The sequence below is a fragment of the Paracoccus sp. SCN 68-21 genome, from assembly GCF_001724535.1.
GTDB classification, from domain to species: Bacteria; Pseudomonadota; Alphaproteobacteria; order Rhodobacterales; family Rhodobacteraceae; genus Paracoccus; species Paracoccus hibiscisoli.
Map to the genome: position 1 here is coordinate 39916 of NZ_MEES01000013.1, position 14548 is coordinate 54463.

General features: G+C 65.9%; 13 protein-coding genes. 12 read left to right on the forward strand and 1 reads right to left on the reverse strand.

Annotated features, from left to right (window positions below; translation table 11 throughout):
* Nucleotides 1-124: 124 nt before the first annotated feature.
* The 11 genes from ABS73_RS06240 (at nt 125) to ABS73_RS06290 (ending at nt 12912) form a co-directional block, all read left to right on the forward strand.
* Nucleotides 125-1429, forward strand: a complete 1305-nt coding sequence (locus ABS73_RS06240; RefSeq protein ID WP_277019260.1) for an ABC transporter substrate-binding protein — start codon at nt 125-127, stop codon at nt 1427-1429.
* Nucleotides 1430-1490: 61 nt separating this feature from the next.
* Nucleotides 1491-2486, forward strand: a complete 996-nt coding sequence (locus tag ABS73_RS06245) for a carbohydrate ABC transporter permease (RefSeq protein WP_277019233.1) — start codon at nt 1491-1493, stop codon at nt 2484-2486.
* A complete protein-coding gene (locus tag ABS73_RS06250) occupies nt 2486-3619 on the forward strand; it encodes a carbohydrate ABC transporter permease (RefSeq protein ID WP_277019235.1) in 1134 nt (377 codons plus the stop codon). Before ABS73_RS06245 ends, ABS73_RS06250 begins: the two co-directional genes overlap by 1 nt.
* Nucleotides 3616-5157 (forward strand): alpha-amylase family glycosyl hydrolase, encoded by a 1542-nt coding sequence (locus ABS73_RS06255; protein ID WP_277019237.1) that lies wholly within the window; start codon nt 3616-3618, stop codon nt 5155-5157. Before ABS73_RS06250 ends, ABS73_RS06255 begins: the two co-directional genes overlap by 4 nt.
* A 15-nt stretch (nt 5158-5172) precedes the next feature.
* Nucleotides 5173-6396 (forward strand): ABC transporter ATP-binding protein, encoded by a 1224-nt coding sequence (locus tag ABS73_RS06260; protein WP_277019239.1) that lies wholly within the window; start codon nt 5173-5175, stop codon nt 6394-6396.
* 99 nt (nt 6397-6495) lie between these two features.
* Nucleotides 6496-7464 carry a GAF domain-containing protein gene (locus tag ABS73_RS06265; protein ID WP_277019241.1) on the forward strand — a complete coding sequence of 323 codons (969 nt, stop codon included), beginning with the start codon at nt 6496-6498 and terminating at the stop codon, nt 7462-7464.
* 117 nt (nt 7465-7581) lie between these two features.
* Nucleotides 7582-9108 carry an aldehyde dehydrogenase gene (adh, locus tag ABS73_RS06270; protein ID WP_277019243.1) on the forward strand — a complete coding sequence of 509 codons (1527 nt, stop codon included), beginning with the start codon at nt 7582-7584 and terminating at the stop codon, nt 9106-9108.
* Between the two features lie 85 nt (nt 9109-9193).
* The gene (locus ABS73_RS06275; protein ID WP_277019246.1) at nt 9194-10249 is read left to right on the forward strand and encodes a DNA topoisomerase IB; all 1056 of its coding nucleotides are present in this window, start codon (nt 9194-9196) and stop codon (nt 10247-10249) included.
* On the forward strand, nt 10246-10575 hold the full coding sequence (locus ABS73_RS06280; RefSeq protein WP_136854930.1) for a DUF779 domain-containing protein: 330 nt from the start codon (nt 10246-10248) through the stop codon (nt 10573-10575). The genes ABS73_RS06275 and ABS73_RS06280 overlap by 4 nt, the downstream gene beginning before the upstream one ends.
* Before the next feature lie 67 nt (nt 10576-10642).
* Entirely contained in the window at nt 10643-11560 is a 918-nt protein-coding gene (argC, locus tag ABS73_RS06285) for an N-acetyl-gamma-glutamyl-phosphate reductase (protein WP_277019249.1), read from the forward strand.
* A gap of 122 nt (nt 11561-11682) precedes the next feature.
* Complete coding sequence (locus ABS73_RS06290) at nt 11683-12912, forward strand: calcium-binding protein (RefSeq protein WP_277019251.1); 1230 nt, start codon at nt 11683-11685, stop codon at nt 12910-12912.
* Nucleotides 12913-12939: 27 nt separating this feature from the next.
* Here ABS73_RS06290 and ABS73_RS06295 read toward each other — a convergent pair whose 3' ends face one another.
* Complete coding sequence (locus ABS73_RS06295) at nt 12940-13632, reverse strand: superoxide dismutase (protein ID WP_277019253.1); 693 nt, start codon at nt 13630-13632, stop codon at nt 12940-12942.
* 233 nt (nt 13633-13865) lie between these two features.
* On the opposite strand from ABS73_RS06295, the gene ABS73_RS06300 reads away from it, so the two are divergent.
* Complete coding sequence (locus ABS73_RS06300; RefSeq protein ID WP_277019255.1) at nt 13866-14339, forward strand: DUF6538 domain-containing protein; 474 nt, start codon at nt 13866-13868, stop codon at nt 14337-14339.
* Nucleotides 14340-14548: the final 209 nt, after the last annotated feature.

Sequence of the window (14548 nt, forward strand, 5' to 3'; positions counted from 1 at the left end):
ATTCGCCAGAACTGGCAAATGTTCGCGTTAACAACCGGGCGACGAGGGCCCGGAGACGTTCAGGGAGGACGACTTGAAAACCGTATTCTATACGACCGCCGCCATCATCGCGCTGTCCGCGGGCATGGCGCAGGCGCAGCTGGTGATCGAACCGGGCAGCGACGACCGCATCAACTGGGCCAGCCTGGAGGAGTTCGCGGCCGCCCATCCCGATCTGGAGGGCCAGAGCTTTGACATGCTGGGGCCGTGGCTGGGCGGCGACCAGGAGCTGTTCCAGTCGGTCATCGCCTATTTCAACGAGGTCACCGGCGCGCGGGCGAACTATTCCGGATCGGACAGCTTCGAGCAGCAGATCGTCATCGACAGCGAGGCCGGATCGCCCCCCGACATGGCGATCTTTCCGCAGCCGGGTCTGGCCTCCGACCTGGCGGCGCGCGGGTTCCTGCGGCCCCTGGGCCAGGAGACCGCCGACTGGCTGGTCGAGAATTACGCCGCCGGCGAAAGCTGGGCCGCGCTTGGCACCTATGAGGGCCAGGACGGGACCGAAGAGCTGTTCGCCTTCCCGTACAAGGCGGACGTCAAGTCGCTGGTCTGGTACGTCCCCGAGAACCTCGAGGATGCAGGCTATGCTGTGCCTGAGACCTATGAGGACCTCAAGGCGCTGACCGAACAGATCGCCGCCGACGGCGAGACGCCCTGGTGCATCGGCCTGGGATCGGGTGGCGCGACCGGCTGGCCCGCGACCGACTGGGTCGAGGATCTGATGCTGCGCACCGCATCCCCCGAGGATTACGACGCCTGGACGACGAACGGCATGCCCTTCAACGACCCCAAGGTCGTGGCCGCGATCGAGGAATTCGGCTGGTTCGCCAAGAATCCCGATTTCGTCGCGGGCGGCGTGGGTTCGGTCAGCGCGACCGATTTCCGCGAAAGCCCCGCGGGCCTGTTCGCCAGCCCGCCCGCCTGCTACCTGCACCGCCAGGCCAGCTTCATCACCACCTTCTTCCCGGAAGGGACCGTGGTGGGCGAGGATGCCGACTTCTTCTACATGCCCGCCCCCGCTTCGGGTGATCTGGGCCAGCCCGTGCTGGGCGGCGGCACCATGTTCGCGGTGCTGTCCGACAACCCTGCCGCCATGGCCTTTGTCGAGTTCCTGAAGAACCCCGCCGCACACGAGATCTGGATGGCGCAGCAGGGTTTCGTGACCCCCTATACCGGCGCCAATGTCGAGGCCTATGACGACCCGACCGTGCGCCGCATGGGAGAGATCCTGCTGGATGCCACGGTGTTCCGCTTTGACGGGTCCGACCTGATGCCCGGTGCCATCGGCGCGGGTGCCTTCTGGACCGGGATGATCGATTTCGTCGGCGGCGCCTCGGCGCAGGACGTGGCCGATCGCATCCAGGCGACCTGGGCGTCGCTGAACTGACGACCGACCGGCGCGGCTGCCCCGGCTGCCGCGCCTATTCTTCAGGGGGAGGAGATCAGGGATGGAATTGCTGTGGTTGGCGGTCAGCACGATCGCGATCGGCGTGTTCGGCTGCGTGGCCTGGTTCTGGGGGTCGAACTGGCTGCTGGACCGGATCTTTCCGCCGCGGGGCGGCAAGGCGGGCGACAACATCCGCCGCGCGAACCAGATCCGGCCCTGGCTGTTTCTGGGCCCGGCGATCCTGTTTCTGGGAGCTTACCTGGTCTATCCGGTGCTGGACAGTTTCTGGCGGTCGCTGTTCAACGCGAACGGCACGCGATTCGTGGGTGCGGACAATTATGTCTGGCTGGTGAACGACGCCAAGTTCCGCGAATCGATGGTCAACAACATGATGTGGCTGCTGGTCGTCCCGGCCCTGTCCACGGTGTTCGGCCTGATCGCGGCGCAGCTGACCGACCGGCTGAAATGGGGCAATATCGGCAAGTCGCTGATCTTCATGCCCATGGCCATCAGCTTTGTCGGCGCGGGCGTCATCTGGAAATTCATCTATGAATACCGCGCATCAGGGGAAACGCAGATCGGCCTTCTGAACTGGATCGTGACCCAGCTGGGAGGAGAGCCGCAGATCTGGCTGACCCTGCCGATGTGGAACAACCTTCTGCTGATGATCGTGCTGGTCTGGATCCAGACCGGGTTCGCGATGGTCATCCTGTCCGCCGCCCTGCGCGGCATCCCCGAGGAGACGATCGAGGCCGCGATCCTGGACGGCGCATCGTCGCTGCAGGTGTTCTTCAAGATCAAGGTGCCGCAGATCATGGGCACCATCGCGGTGGTCTGGACCACCATCACCATCGTGGTGCTGAAGGTCTTCGACATCGTCTTTGTCATGACCAACGGCCAATGGGGCACGCAGGTGCTGGCGAACCTGATGTATGACTGGATGTTCCGCGGCACCCCCGATTACGGGCGTGGATCGGCCATCGCCATCGTGCTGATGATCCTGGTGACGCCGATCATGGTCTGGAACATCTACAACGCCCGCAAGGAGGTCCGCTGATGGAGGGGATGGCCGGACAGAAATCGTCGCTGGCATGGGCGGTCAACATTTCCGCCTTTCTGCTGGTGCTGCTGTGGACGATCCCGACCCTGGGGCTGTTCGTGTCGTCGTTCCGCGACCGCGACCAGATCTCGACCTCGGGGTGGTGGCAGTCGTTCTCGGGGTCCGAACAGACGGGCTTCGTACGCTCGGGCGTGGCGGGCGATCAGGTGCAGCAGGACGGGCTTTACGTGATCGAGGGCAGCGCGATTGAGGGCACGCAGGCGCTCAAGGCCTGGGGCACCGGCGCGCGCAACCCGGCGGAATATCAGCCGGGCGACACCGCCGATCTGGGGGACGGCATCAGCCTGACCGTGGCGGAAGACGGCGCCTATCGCCTGACCTCGGCCCAGCCCTTCGAGATCACGCGCGGAGAGCGGATCTTCACCACCACCGTCAGCCCGCCCAGCTTCACCACCGAAAACTATAACCGCGTGCTGACGGCGGGCGGGCTGGGGCGGGCCTTCATGAACACCATGACGGTGACCATCCCCGCGACCGTGATCCCGATCCTGATCGCGGCCTTCGCGGCCTATGCGCTGGCCTGGATGCAGTTTCCCGGCCGCGCGCTGCTGACCGCCTGCGTGGTGGGCCTGCTGGTCGTGCCGCTGCAGGTGGCGCTGATCCCGCTGCTGCGGCTGCATAACGAGTTGGGCATCGGCAAGGGCTATCTGGGCATCTGGCTGGCCCATACCGGGTTCGGCCTTCCCTTGGCGGTCTATCTGCTGCGGAACTACATGGTCGGCCTGCCGCGCGAGGTGATCGAGAGCGCGCGCGTCGACGGCGCGACCGAATTCCAGATCTTTCGCCGGATCATCCTGCCGCTGTGCTTCCCGGCGCTGGCCAGCTTTGCGATCTTCCAGTTCCTGTGGGTCTGGAACGACCTGCTGGTGGCCACCGTGTTTCTGGGCAATACGCGCGAACAGCTGGTCATGACCGGCCTGCTGCGCGAGCTGATGGGATCGCGCGGAGGTGAATGGGAGATCCTTGCAACCTCTGCCTTTATCTCGATAGCGGTGCCGCTGCTGGTGTTCTTTGCCATGCAGAAATACCTGGTCCGCGGATTGCTGGCCGGGTCCGTGAAAGGTGGATGATCTTGACTGAACAGACGACGGATTGGTGGAAGGGCGGGATCATCTATCAGATCTACCCGCGCAGTTTTCAGGACACGACCGGCAGCGGCACGGGCGATCTGGGCGGCATCGCCCAACGCCTGCCCTATGTCGCGTCCCTGGGCGTGGATGCGGTCTGGATCTCTCCGTTCTTCACCTCGCCGATGAAGGATTTCGGCTACGACGTCAGCGATTACACCGGCATCGACCCGATCTTTGGCACGATGGAGGATTTCGACTGGCTGGTGCAAAGCGCGCATGAGCTGGGGCTGAAGGTCATGATCGACCTGGTGATGTCGCATACCTCGGACCAGCATCCCTGGTTCAAGGAAAGCCGCGCCAGCCGCGACAACCCGAAATCGGACTGGTATGTCTGGTCGGACCCGCGGCCCGACGGCACGCCGCCCAACAACTGGCTGTCGATCTTTGGCGGCAGCGCCTGGCGGTGGGACGCGCGGCGCGAACAGTATTACCTGCACAACTTCCTGTCATCGCAGCCGGACCTGAACTTTCACAACCCCGCCGTCCAGGACGCCCTGATTGAGATGGCGCGGTTCTGGCTGGACAAGGGCGTGGACGGATTCCGCCTGGACACGATCAACTTCTATTTCCACGACGCCCAGCTGCGCGACAACCCGCCCCTGGCGCCCGAACTGCGCAAGGCCGACACGGCTCCCGCCGTGAACCCCTACAACCACCAGAGCCATCAGTTCAGCAAGTCCCAGCCTGAGAATCTGGCCTTTCTGGAGCGCTTCAACCAGGCGCTGGTCCCCTATGGCGCCGCCGTCGTCGGCGAGATCGGCGACAGCGAACGCGGGCTGGAGCTGTTGGAGGAATATACCGGCGTGCCGGGCCGGGTGCAGATGTCCTATGTCTTCGACTTCCTGTCGGGCGACGACCTGCCCGCCGCGCGCGTGGTCGAGGTGTTCGACAAGCTGCACGAGATCGCGCCCAATGCCTGGCCCTGCTGGGCCATGTCGAACCATGACGTGGTGCGCCATTCGACGCGCTGGAACCTGTCGGACCAGGCGGCCAAGGCCTATGCCACCGTGCTTTTGTGCCTGCGCGGGTCGGTGTGCCTCTATCAGGGAGAGGAGCTGGGCCTGCCCGAGGCCGAGCTGCGCTTTGAGGATCTGCGCGATCCTTACGGCATTGAATTCTGGCCGGAATTCAAGGGCCGCGACGGCTGCCGGACGCCGATGGTCTGGGACATGGGCGTGAATGGCGGGTTCTCGACCAGCCAGCCCTGGCTGCCCGTGCCGCATACGCATCTGCAGCGCACCGTCGTCAGCCAGGAGGCCGACGCCCAGTCCATGCTGCACCATTACCGATGGGCCGTTGGCCTGCGCCGCAAGCACAGCGCGCTGCGCTGTGGCAACATGACCGACATCAAGGCCGAGGGACCGGTGCTGTCCTTCCGCCGCCGTGACGACAAGCAGACCCTGCTGATCCGCGCGAACCTGTCCGATGACGAGACGGGCGGGCTGATGCCGTGGCAGGTCCAGATCATCGAAGGGTAGGGGGAGAACACCGCAATGGCCGAGTTGAAACTGAGGGACGTCGCCAAGGCCTATGGCGATGTCCAGGTGCTGCGCGACATCAACCTGGACATCCGCTCGGGCGAGTTCATCGTCTTCGTCGGCCCCTCGGGCTGCGGGAAATCGACGCTGTTGCGGATGATCGCGGGGCTGGAGCAGATCACCGCGGGCGAATTGCAGATTGCGGGCCAGGTGGTCAACGACATCCCGCCCAGCCAGCGCGGCATCGCGATGGTGTTCCAGTCCTATGCGCTGTACCCGCACATGACGGTGCGCGACAACATGGCCTTTGCGCTGAAGATCGCGGGCCAGAGCAAGGACCAGATCAAGGCCGCCACCGACCGCGCGGGCAGGATGCTGCAGCTGACGCCCTATCTGGACCGCCTGCCCAAGGCGCTGTCGGGCGGCCAGCGTCAGCGTGTGGCCATCGGGCGCGCCATCGTGCGCGACCCGCAGGTCTATCTGTTCGACGAACCGCTGTCGAACCTGGACGCCGCCCTGCGCGTCGCCACCAGGATCGAGATCGCGCAGCTCAAGGCGTCGATGCCCGACCGCACGATGATCTATGTCACCCATGACCAGACCGAGGCGATGACCCTGGCCGACCGCATCGTGGTGCTGGCGGGCGGCGGCATCGCCCAGGTCGGCGCCCCGCTGGAGCTGTATCAGCGGCCCGTGAACGAATTCGTGGCGCAGTTCATCGGCAGCCCGGCGATGAACCTGCTGCCCGGCCGCATCAAGTCGGTCGGTGCCACGACCGTCGTGGCGCTGGACGGCGGTCTGGAGGCCGAGGTGGCCATCCCGACCCGTGCCGGCGACGAAGGCATGGCCGTCAATCTGGGCGTCCGCCCCGAGGACATGCGCGAGACCGAGGGCACCCCGGTCTTCGAAGACGTGGTCGACCTGACCGAGGCCCTGGGCGAGGTCACGCTGCTGTATTTCGGGACCGGGGCCGAGACCGCACCCATCACCGCCAAGCTGCCGGGCATCCACCCCGACCTCAAGGGGCGGCGCGTGCGCCTGACCGCCGACCCGCAGGCGCTGCACCTGTTCCACAAGGGACAGTCGCTGCTGTATCGCGACGGGGCCGACAGCCTGCCGCCCTATCAGCCGCGCATGACCGCGCCTTCGGGCAGCATGGGCGGCACGCCCGCGGCCCCCGGTCACGGCTATGACCGCATCGAGGAAGGCCTAATCAAGCCGCAGGGCCCCGTGCGGTGAACCCGGTCCGCTAGGCCTGCCCGCGGGGTGCGACCAAAGTCGCAGATCGCACCCCGCAAACCGTGCTATAGTCACCGCATCGGGGGGAGGAAGACCACGATGCACCGCAATCACGCCGACCGTGTGGCCGCGCAATCGCAATCGCGCAGCGCCACCTCTGCGCTGGCCGCGTCCTGGCGGCGGTCCATGCTGAAGCACGGGCTGGACCCCGCCGACCACCGCCGCCCCGACCGCCTGTCCGACCGCGAGCTGGCCGACCGTCATCAGGCGATGCAGGGCTTTCTGACCGTCGCCGGGCCGCAGCTGGATCAGCTGTACAACCTGGTCGGCCTGTCGGGCTGCAACGTGCTGCTGACCGATGCGCATGGCATCGTGCTGGACCAGCGGGTGTCGGACGGCGACGCCCAGCAGTTTCGCGACTGGGGCCTGTGGCAGGGCGCCGACTGGTCCGAGGCCGCGCAGGGCACCAACGGCATCGGCACCTGCCTGGCCGAGGGGCGCGCCCTGACCATCCACCGCGACGAACATTTCCACACCCGCAACACCGCCATGTCCTGCATGGACGCGCCGATCTGGGGCCCGGACGGGCGGCTGCTGGCGGCGCTGGATGTCAGCTCGGCGCGCGCCGACCAGACCGAACGCTATAACCGGCTGATCTCGGCGCAGGTGGCCTCGACCGCGCGCGCGATCGAGGCGGTGTTCTTCCGCTCCAGCTTTCCGGGGGCGCGGATCGTGGTGGCCTCGGACGACCCGTCGGAACAGGCCATGCTGCTGGCGGTGGATCGCGACGATCTGGCCATCGGCGCCACCCGCGCCGCCCGCCGCGCCCTGGGGCTGGAGCGCGAGGGCGCGATCCGCCCCCGCCCCGCCGCCGACCTGCTGGGCCGCCAGGACGACCTGCACGGTTTCGACCGGGGCGAACGCGCCGCCGTCATTCGCGCCCTGGCGCGTGCCGAGGGCAATGTGACGCAGGCCGCCCGCGCCCTGGGGATCGGCCGCGCGACGCTGTACCGGCGCATGGCGCGGTTGGGGATCGGCGACGAACCGGCACGACTGTCTCACGATTGAGACATCTTCTGCGCTGCGGCGTGGATGGGCTGTTGCCCCGAATCGGCCCTTGCGGGACCGTGATGCCATACCCGGACCGGGAGATCCGGGGTCTGACATCCTGAGGAGGAGGAACCGATGCCGAACGACCAGACGCATGAATTCAAGGGCGTGGGCGTGATGCCCTTTGCCCGCCGCTATGACAACTTCATCGGCGGGGAATGGGTCGCGCCCAAGTCGGGCCGCTATTTCACCAACACCACCCCCATCACCGGCGCCGAGATCGGCGAGATCGCCCGGTCGAACGCCGATGACATCGAGGCCGCGCTGGACGCCGCCCACAAGGCCAAGGGGGCCTGGGGCCGCACCTCGACCACCGACCGTTCGAACGCGCTGCTGAAGATCGCGGACCGGATGGAGGCCAACCTGGATCTGCTGGCCACGGCCGAGACCTGGGACAATGGCAAGCCCATCCGCGAGACGATGGCCGCCGACCTGCCGCTGGCCATCGACCATTTCCGTTACTTCGCGGGCGTCCTGCGCGCGCAGGAGGGCGGCATCAGCCAGATCGACGACGACACCATCGCCTATCACTTCCACGAGCCTCTGGGCGTCGTGGGCCAGATCATCCCGTGGAACTTTCCGCTGCTGATGGCCTGCTGGAAGCTGGCCCCCGCGCTGGCCGCCGGCAATTGCGTGGTGCTGAAACCGGCCGAGCAGACCCCCGCCACGATCATGGTCTGGGCCGAGCTGATCGCCGACATCCTGCCGCCGGGCGTGCTGAACATCGTCAACGGCTTCGGTCTGGAAGCCGGCAAGCCGCTGGCCAGCAATCCGCGCATCTCCAAGATCGCGTTTACCGGCGAGACCACCACCGGCCGCCTGATCATGCAGTATGCGTCCGAGAACCTGATCCCGGTCACGCTGGAGCTGGGCGGCAAGTCGCCTAACATCTTCATGGAGGATGTCTGCCGCGAGGATGACGATTTCTTCGACAAGGCAATCGAGGGCTTTGTGATGTTCGCGCTGAACCAGGGCGAGGTCTGCACCTGTCCGTCGCGCGCCCTGATCCATGAGCGGATCTATGACCAGTTCATGGAGCGCGCGTTGAAGCGCGTCGAGGCCATCGTGCAGGGCGACCCGCGCGACAGCGCCACGATGATCGGCGCGCAGGCCAGCAGCGAGCAAAAGGAGAAGATCCTCAGCTATTTCGACATCGGCCGCAAGGAAGGCGCCGAGGTGCTGATCGGCGGCGAGGCCGCGGATCACGGCGGAGAGCTGTCGGGCGGCTTTTACATCAAGCCTACGGTCTTCAAGGGCCACAACAAGATGCGCGTCTTCCAGGAGGAGATCTTTGGCCCGGTCGTGTCCGTGACCACCTTCAAGGACCATGACGAGGCGCTGTCGATCGCCAATGACACGCTGTACGGTCTGGGCGCGGGGCTGTGGTCGCGCGATGCGAACACCTGCTATCGCTTTGGCCGCGCGATCCAGGCGGGCCGGGTCTGGACCAACTGCTATCACGCATATCCGGCCCATGCGGCCTTCGGCGGCTACAAGCAGTCTGGCATCGGCCGCGAAAACCACCGCATGATGCTGGACCATTACCAGCAGACCAAGAACATGCTGGTCAGCTACAGCCCCAAGAAGCTGGGCTTTTTCTGACGCCATCGCGGACGGCCCGTCGGGCCGTCCGCAACCCCGACCGATCCCCTGGCGTTGGGGCACAAGGCCAGCAACGGACGCGCCCATGCCCAAGGACAGCATCACCGACCCCGAGGACGCCGCCCTGTCGGCGGGCCTGACCTATGTGAACGACGACATGCCGGGCATCACCCGGCGGCGCGCGGGCAAGGGGTTCTCCTACAAGGACGCGGAGGGGCGCACCATCACCGACCGCGCCGAACGCAAGCGGCTGGCCGCGCTGGCGGTGCCGCCCGCCTATACCGATGTCTGGATCTGCCCCGATCCGCGTGGCCATATCCTGGCGACCGGGCGGGACGCCAAGGGGCGCAAGCAATATCGCTATCACCCCGATTTCCGCGCCCTGCGCGACAGCAGCAAATATGACCGCATGCTGGATTTCGCGCGCGGCCTGCCCGATCTGCGCGCCCGCATCGCACAGGACATGGCGCGGCGCGGCCTGCCCGCCGAAAAGGTTCTGGCGACCATCGTGTTCCTGCTGGAAAACACCATGATCCGGGTCGGCAACACCCGCTATGCGCGCGAGAACAAGTCCCATGGCCTGACCACGCTGCGCATGCGCCATGTCGCGCTGGAGGGAAACCAGGTGCGGTTCCGCTTCAAGGGCAAGTCGGGCAAGGAATGGGACTTGGGCCTGCGCGACCGCCGGGTGGCGCGCATCATCCGCGCCATCCAGGAGATTCCCGGCCAGCACCTGTTCCAATATGTCGATGAGGAGGGCGCGCGCCGTCAGGTCACCTCGACCGAGGTGAACGACTATCTGCGCGCGGTCACGGGCCGCCAGATCACCGCCAAGGATTTCCGCACCTGGACGGGCACCGTCCTGGCCGCCCTGGCCCTGTCCGAATATGAGAAGGCCGACAGCGAGGCCGCCGCCAAGCGCAACGTCCGCGACGCGATCGAGGCCGTGGCCGCGCGGCTTGGCAACACGCCGACCATCTGCCGGCAGTGCTATGTCCATCCCCAGATCATCGACGCCTATCTGGCCGATGACCTAAAGCTGGATCTGCGCGGCAGGATCGACGACACCCTGACCACCGCCGCCCTGCGCCCCGAGGAGGAGCAGGTCCTGCGGTTTCTCAAGAAAAGGCTGAAGACATGAGCACCGTCACCGCCACCCCCGCCGCCCTGCAGCTGATCGAGGAGATCGTGGCCGATCACGGCCCGGTCCTGTTCCACCAATCGGGGGGCTGCTGCGACGGGTCCTCGCCCATGTGCTATCCGCAGGGCGATTTCCGCGTCGGAGAGCGGGATGTGAAACTGGGAGAGATCGGCGGCGCGCCCTTCTACATCTCGGCCAGCCAGGCCGAGGCTTGGGCGCATACCGACCTGATCATCGACGTGGTCGCCGGGCGCGGCGGCATGTTCAGCCTGGATAACGGCCGCGAGAAACGCTTCCTGACCCGGTCCGAGATCTGCAGCATCTGACGCGTCGGCGTTGTGACCCCGGCGGCGATCCGCTAAAAGGGCGCGACACCCGCGAAAGGCTGACACCATGACCCACAGCGTCTTCATCGATGGCGAGGCCGGCACGACCGGCCTGCAGATCCGCGACCGCCTGCTGGGACGCGACGACATCCGCCTGGTTCAGCTGGACCCCGCCCACCGCAAGGACCCCGCCGCGCGGGCCGCCTGTTTCGCGCAGGCCGATGTCGCCATCCTGTGCCTGCCCGACGATGCCGCGCGCGAGGCCGTGGCCCTGACCGCCGACATGGACGTGCGGCTGATCGATGCCTCGACCGCCTATCGGATCGACCCGGCCTGGGTCTTCGGCTTTCCCGAACTGGCCCCCGAAATGCGCGAGATGATCGCCGCCGCGCGCCATGTCAGCAACCCAGGCTGCTATTCCACCGGAGCCATCGCCATCGTGGCGCCCCTGGTCGCCGCCGGCCTGATCCAGGAATCCGAGGCGCTGTCGATCAACGCCGTCAGCGGCTATACCGGCGGCGGCAAGGCGCTGATCGCGGAATATGACGCGGGCACGGCGCCCGCGCATTTCGTCTATGGCCTGAACCAGCGCCACAAGCACATCCCCGAAATCATGACCCATGGCGGTCTGCTGCTGCAGCCGGTCTTTGCGCCCGCGGTCGGCAATTTCGCCCAAGGGATGGCGGTGCAGCTGCCGCTGCATCTGGACGACGACCGCCATGTCGCCGCCCTGCACCAGGCGCTGGCGGATCACTATGCCGCCGAACCCTTCGTCCAGGTGGTGCCCGCCGATCAGATCGGCGCGCGGATCGACCCGACGGCGATGAACGGCACCAACGTCCTGCGCATCAGCGTGCATGGCGATGACGAGGCGGGCTGCGCCACCATCGTCGCGGTGCTGGACAACCTGGGCAAGGGCGCGTCGGGGGCGGCGGTGCAGAACCTGAACATCATGCTGGGCCTGCCCGAAGATGCGGGCCTCTAGGCCGCGCGATCATTAAGGACGACCGCCGATAGGCTTTGACGCGTTCCCGGCACAAAGGTTAATGATGTGTTAACCGGTGGAAGCGGGCTGTTTCCGTGTGGGCCGGTCCCGGGGATATCACGATGGCAGACATTTACGCATTTCGCGGGTTCGATCAGACCAGGTTCGATCTCAGCGTCCTTTATTACGATGCCCTGGGGGCGGAGTTCTACGACGACAGCTATTCCGAAAATCGTGGCCGATTGATCCAGGATCTGCTGGTGGTGGCCTATGAGGCGGGCAACGGCATCTATGGTGTGGGCTTCGGCGGGTCCGGCTTTCGCAGCGACGGCGTGCGCGTCACCGGCGGGACGGTCACCGTCATCACCGAGGTGCGGCTGGTCGGCAGCTCCTATGAACAGCTGTGGGAATTCGACCGGATCAACCTGTCCCTGGCGGATATCGACGCGGCCACCCAGACCCTGTCGCGCGCCGATGACCTGCGCCTGATCGAACGCGCGCTGTCCGGCAACGATGTGTTCCGGCTCAGCTTCGAGGCGGATCGCGCCTTCGGAATGGCGGGCAATGACACGCTCTATGGCAATGGCGGCGACGACACCCTGGGCGGGGGCACGGGCGATGACATGCTGTTCGGCGGCGCGGGCCAGGATCGGCTGCTGATGGATGCGGGCAATGATCTGCTGGATGGGGGTGCCGGGACCGACTGGGTGGTGATCCAGGGCGCGCAAGGCGTTCGCATCGACCTGGGCGTGACGGGGCGCCAGGACACCCGCATGGGCCTGGACATCATCCGCGGGGTCGAGAACATCGAGGGCGGCGCGGGTCAGGATACGCTGCTGGGCAATGCGCAAAACAACCTGCTGCGCGGCGGCGCGGGCCATGACCGACTGGAGGGGCGCGCGGGCGCCGACCTGCTGGAAGGCGGAATGGGCAATGACTGGATGCATGGCGGCATGGGCGCGGACCGGCTGATGGGCGGTCTGGGCAATGACACGCTGATCGGCGGGCAGGGCGTCGACACGCTGACCGGGGGCGCGGGGGCCGATCTGTTCGTGTTCCGCAGCATCGGCGACAGTCCACTCGGCGCGGCGGATCTGATCACCGATTTTCGCCGGGGCACCGACCGGATCGACCTGTCGGCCATCGACGCGGATTGGCGCACGCCCGGCAACCAGGCGTTCGAGATCACCGACCGCCTGAACGCAGGAGAGGGCGCGCAGCTGGTCGTTCAGCGCCTGCCGCAGACCAGCACCACCCGCATCCTGCTGGACACGAATGGCGACGGTCAGGCGGATGGGGTGATCCGCCTGACCGGTCAGCTGAACCTGTCGGAGGCCGATTTCATCCTCTGACCAGCGCCGCGGGTCAGAGGGCGCGCATCAGTCGGCCAGTGCCGCCTGATAGCGTTCGGACACCACGTCCCAATCCACCACGTCCCACCAGCTTTCCAGATAGTCGGCGCGGCGGTTGTTATAGTTCAGGTAATAGGCGTGCTCCCACACGTCATTGCCCAACAGCGGCGTGCCCGGCTGTTCGGCCACGTCCATCAGCGGGTTGTCCTGGTTCGGCGTCGCGGTGATCTGCAGCTGGTTCTGATCATTGACGATCAGCCAGACCCAGCCCGACCCGAACTGCCCGGTGCCGGCCTCCTGAAAGGCCGTGCGGAACGCCTCCTGCGACCCAAAGACGGTGTCGATGGCCTCGGTCAGTTCAGGCGACATCTCTCCGGTCTCGTCGGTGGGGGCCATGCTCTCCCAGAAGAAGGTATGGTTCCAATGACCGCCCGCATTGTTGCGGATCGCGGTGGTGAAGGTGCCGGCCTGCGCGACCAGATCCTCCAGCGCGGTGCCCTCGGGGGCGTCGCCCGCCTCGATGGAGTTGTTCAGGTTGTCGACATAGGACTGATGGTGGCGGCCGTGATGCAGCTCCATCGTCTCGGCATCGATCACCGGCTCCAGCGCGTCGGCGGCATAGGGCAGATCGGGCAGGGTAAAGGCACCCTCCGCGTCCTGCGCCATGGCGCTGATGGGCAGGGACGCAAGCAGCGTGGCGATTGCTATCTTCTGGAACATGTGATCCTCCTGGTCGTCACTGCCAAGCCAACAGCAACCGCAGGACGAAGTTCCGACACGCCTGCGCGAGGGGGCGCAAAGTCGCCGAAAAAGGGCCGGTTCCGGAAATCTGGTGGAGCCGAGGGAAAGCTAAACCAAAGTGGATGAAAACAATAAGTAGCTGTTGTTAGATATTTTTTGAGCAATACGCTATCAGCATGGTGCTATCGGCATGGCGAGGGAAGGACAGCCTAATGGCAGGCAAGAGTAGCAAGGGCGCAACTCGCCTTCTCCTCCTCAGTCGCAACGTGTGGTGGTTCCGCCAGCAGGTCCCGGCAGCAGTCCGCAAGGTGATCGCAGGGCCACAGTTTATCATGGTCAACCTGCACACCGCTGACGTCATCGAAGCCAAGAAGGGCCGCGACGAACTGGAAGCACAAACAGCCATGCAGTTTCGCCAGATCAAGACGGGCCGCAGGGCCACCCTAGAGTTACCCGGATGGAATCCCGCAGGACCAGCTAAGCCTACCACTCTAGGGCCAGCCCAGCGGGGCGCTTTGTGGCGTGACGCGATCACCAACGCCAGAGATGCCGATGACCCTGACGCGCTGGACTTAGCCAGAGAGCTTGCCGCAGATGGTCGCCTCTGTGGCCTCGGGGATGTCGCATGTGAACATGACCCGTTAGAGGTTCACCGGAAGGGTCCTCGTGCAGCGGTTCATGGATGATGCCGCAGGGGTCCGTTCGATCAACACCAAACGTCTGCGGGTGCTTGGGATCTCCGACGACATGCACCCCCGCATCCACGCCCAGATGCAGAAGCATGTGGACCAGACGGAGATAGTGTCCCACCGACTGGTGTAAGAGCGCCGACCTCCGGAAAGGTCCGAGTCTGATCAGGTGGCCACGGCGGGCAGCCTGACATCGGGATTGTCGG

Excerpts from the sequence above, each read along its gene's own strand:
- ABS73_RS06300 (WP_277019255.1), top strand. The coding sequence starts at position 13,866 with ATGGCAGGCAAGAGTAGCAAGGGCGCAACTCGCCTTCTCCTCCTCAGT.
- ABS73_RS06275 (WP_277019246.1), top strand. The coding sequence starts at position 9,194 with ATGCCCAAGGACAGCATCACCGACCCCGAGGACGCCGCCCTGTCGGCG.
- ABS73_RS06255 (WP_277019237.1), top strand. The coding sequence starts at position 3,616 with ATGATCTTGACTGAACAGACGACGGATTGGTGGAAGGGCGGGATCATC.
- ABS73_RS06290 (WP_277019251.1), top strand. The coding sequence starts at position 11,683 with ATGGCAGACATTTACGCATTTCGCGGGTTCGATCAGACCAGGTTCGAT.
- ABS73_RS06295 (WP_277019253.1), bottom strand. The coding sequence starts at position 13,632 with ATGTTCCAGAAGATAGCAATCGCCACGCTGCTTGCGTCCCTGCCCATC.
- ABS73_RS06280 (WP_136854930.1), top strand. The coding sequence starts at position 10,246 with ATGAGCACCGTCACCGCCACCCCCGCCGCCCTGCAGCTGATCGAGGAG.
- argC (WP_277019249.1), top strand. The coding sequence starts at position 10,643 with ATGACCCACAGCGTCTTCATCGATGGCGAGGCCGGCACGACCGGCCTG.
- ABS73_RS06265 (WP_277019241.1), top strand. The coding sequence starts at position 6,496 with ATGCACCGCAATCACGCCGACCGTGTGGCCGCGCAATCGCAATCGCGC.
- ABS73_RS06250 (WP_277019235.1), top strand. The coding sequence starts at position 2,486 with ATGGAGGGGATGGCCGGACAGAAATCGTCGCTGGCATGGGCGGTCAAC.
- ABS73_RS06240 (WP_277019260.1), top strand. The coding sequence starts at position 125 with ATGGCGCAGGCGCAGCTGGTGATCGAACCGGGCAGCGACGACCGCATC.
- adh (WP_277019243.1), top strand. The coding sequence starts at position 7,582 with ATGCCGAACGACCAGACGCATGAATTCAAGGGCGTGGGCGTGATGCCC.
- ABS73_RS06245 (WP_277019233.1), top strand. The coding sequence starts at position 1,491 with ATGGAATTGCTGTGGTTGGCGGTCAGCACGATCGCGATCGGCGTGTTC.
- ABS73_RS06260 (WP_277019239.1), top strand. The coding sequence starts at position 5,173 with ATGGCCGAGTTGAAACTGAGGGACGTCGCCAAGGCCTATGGCGATGTC.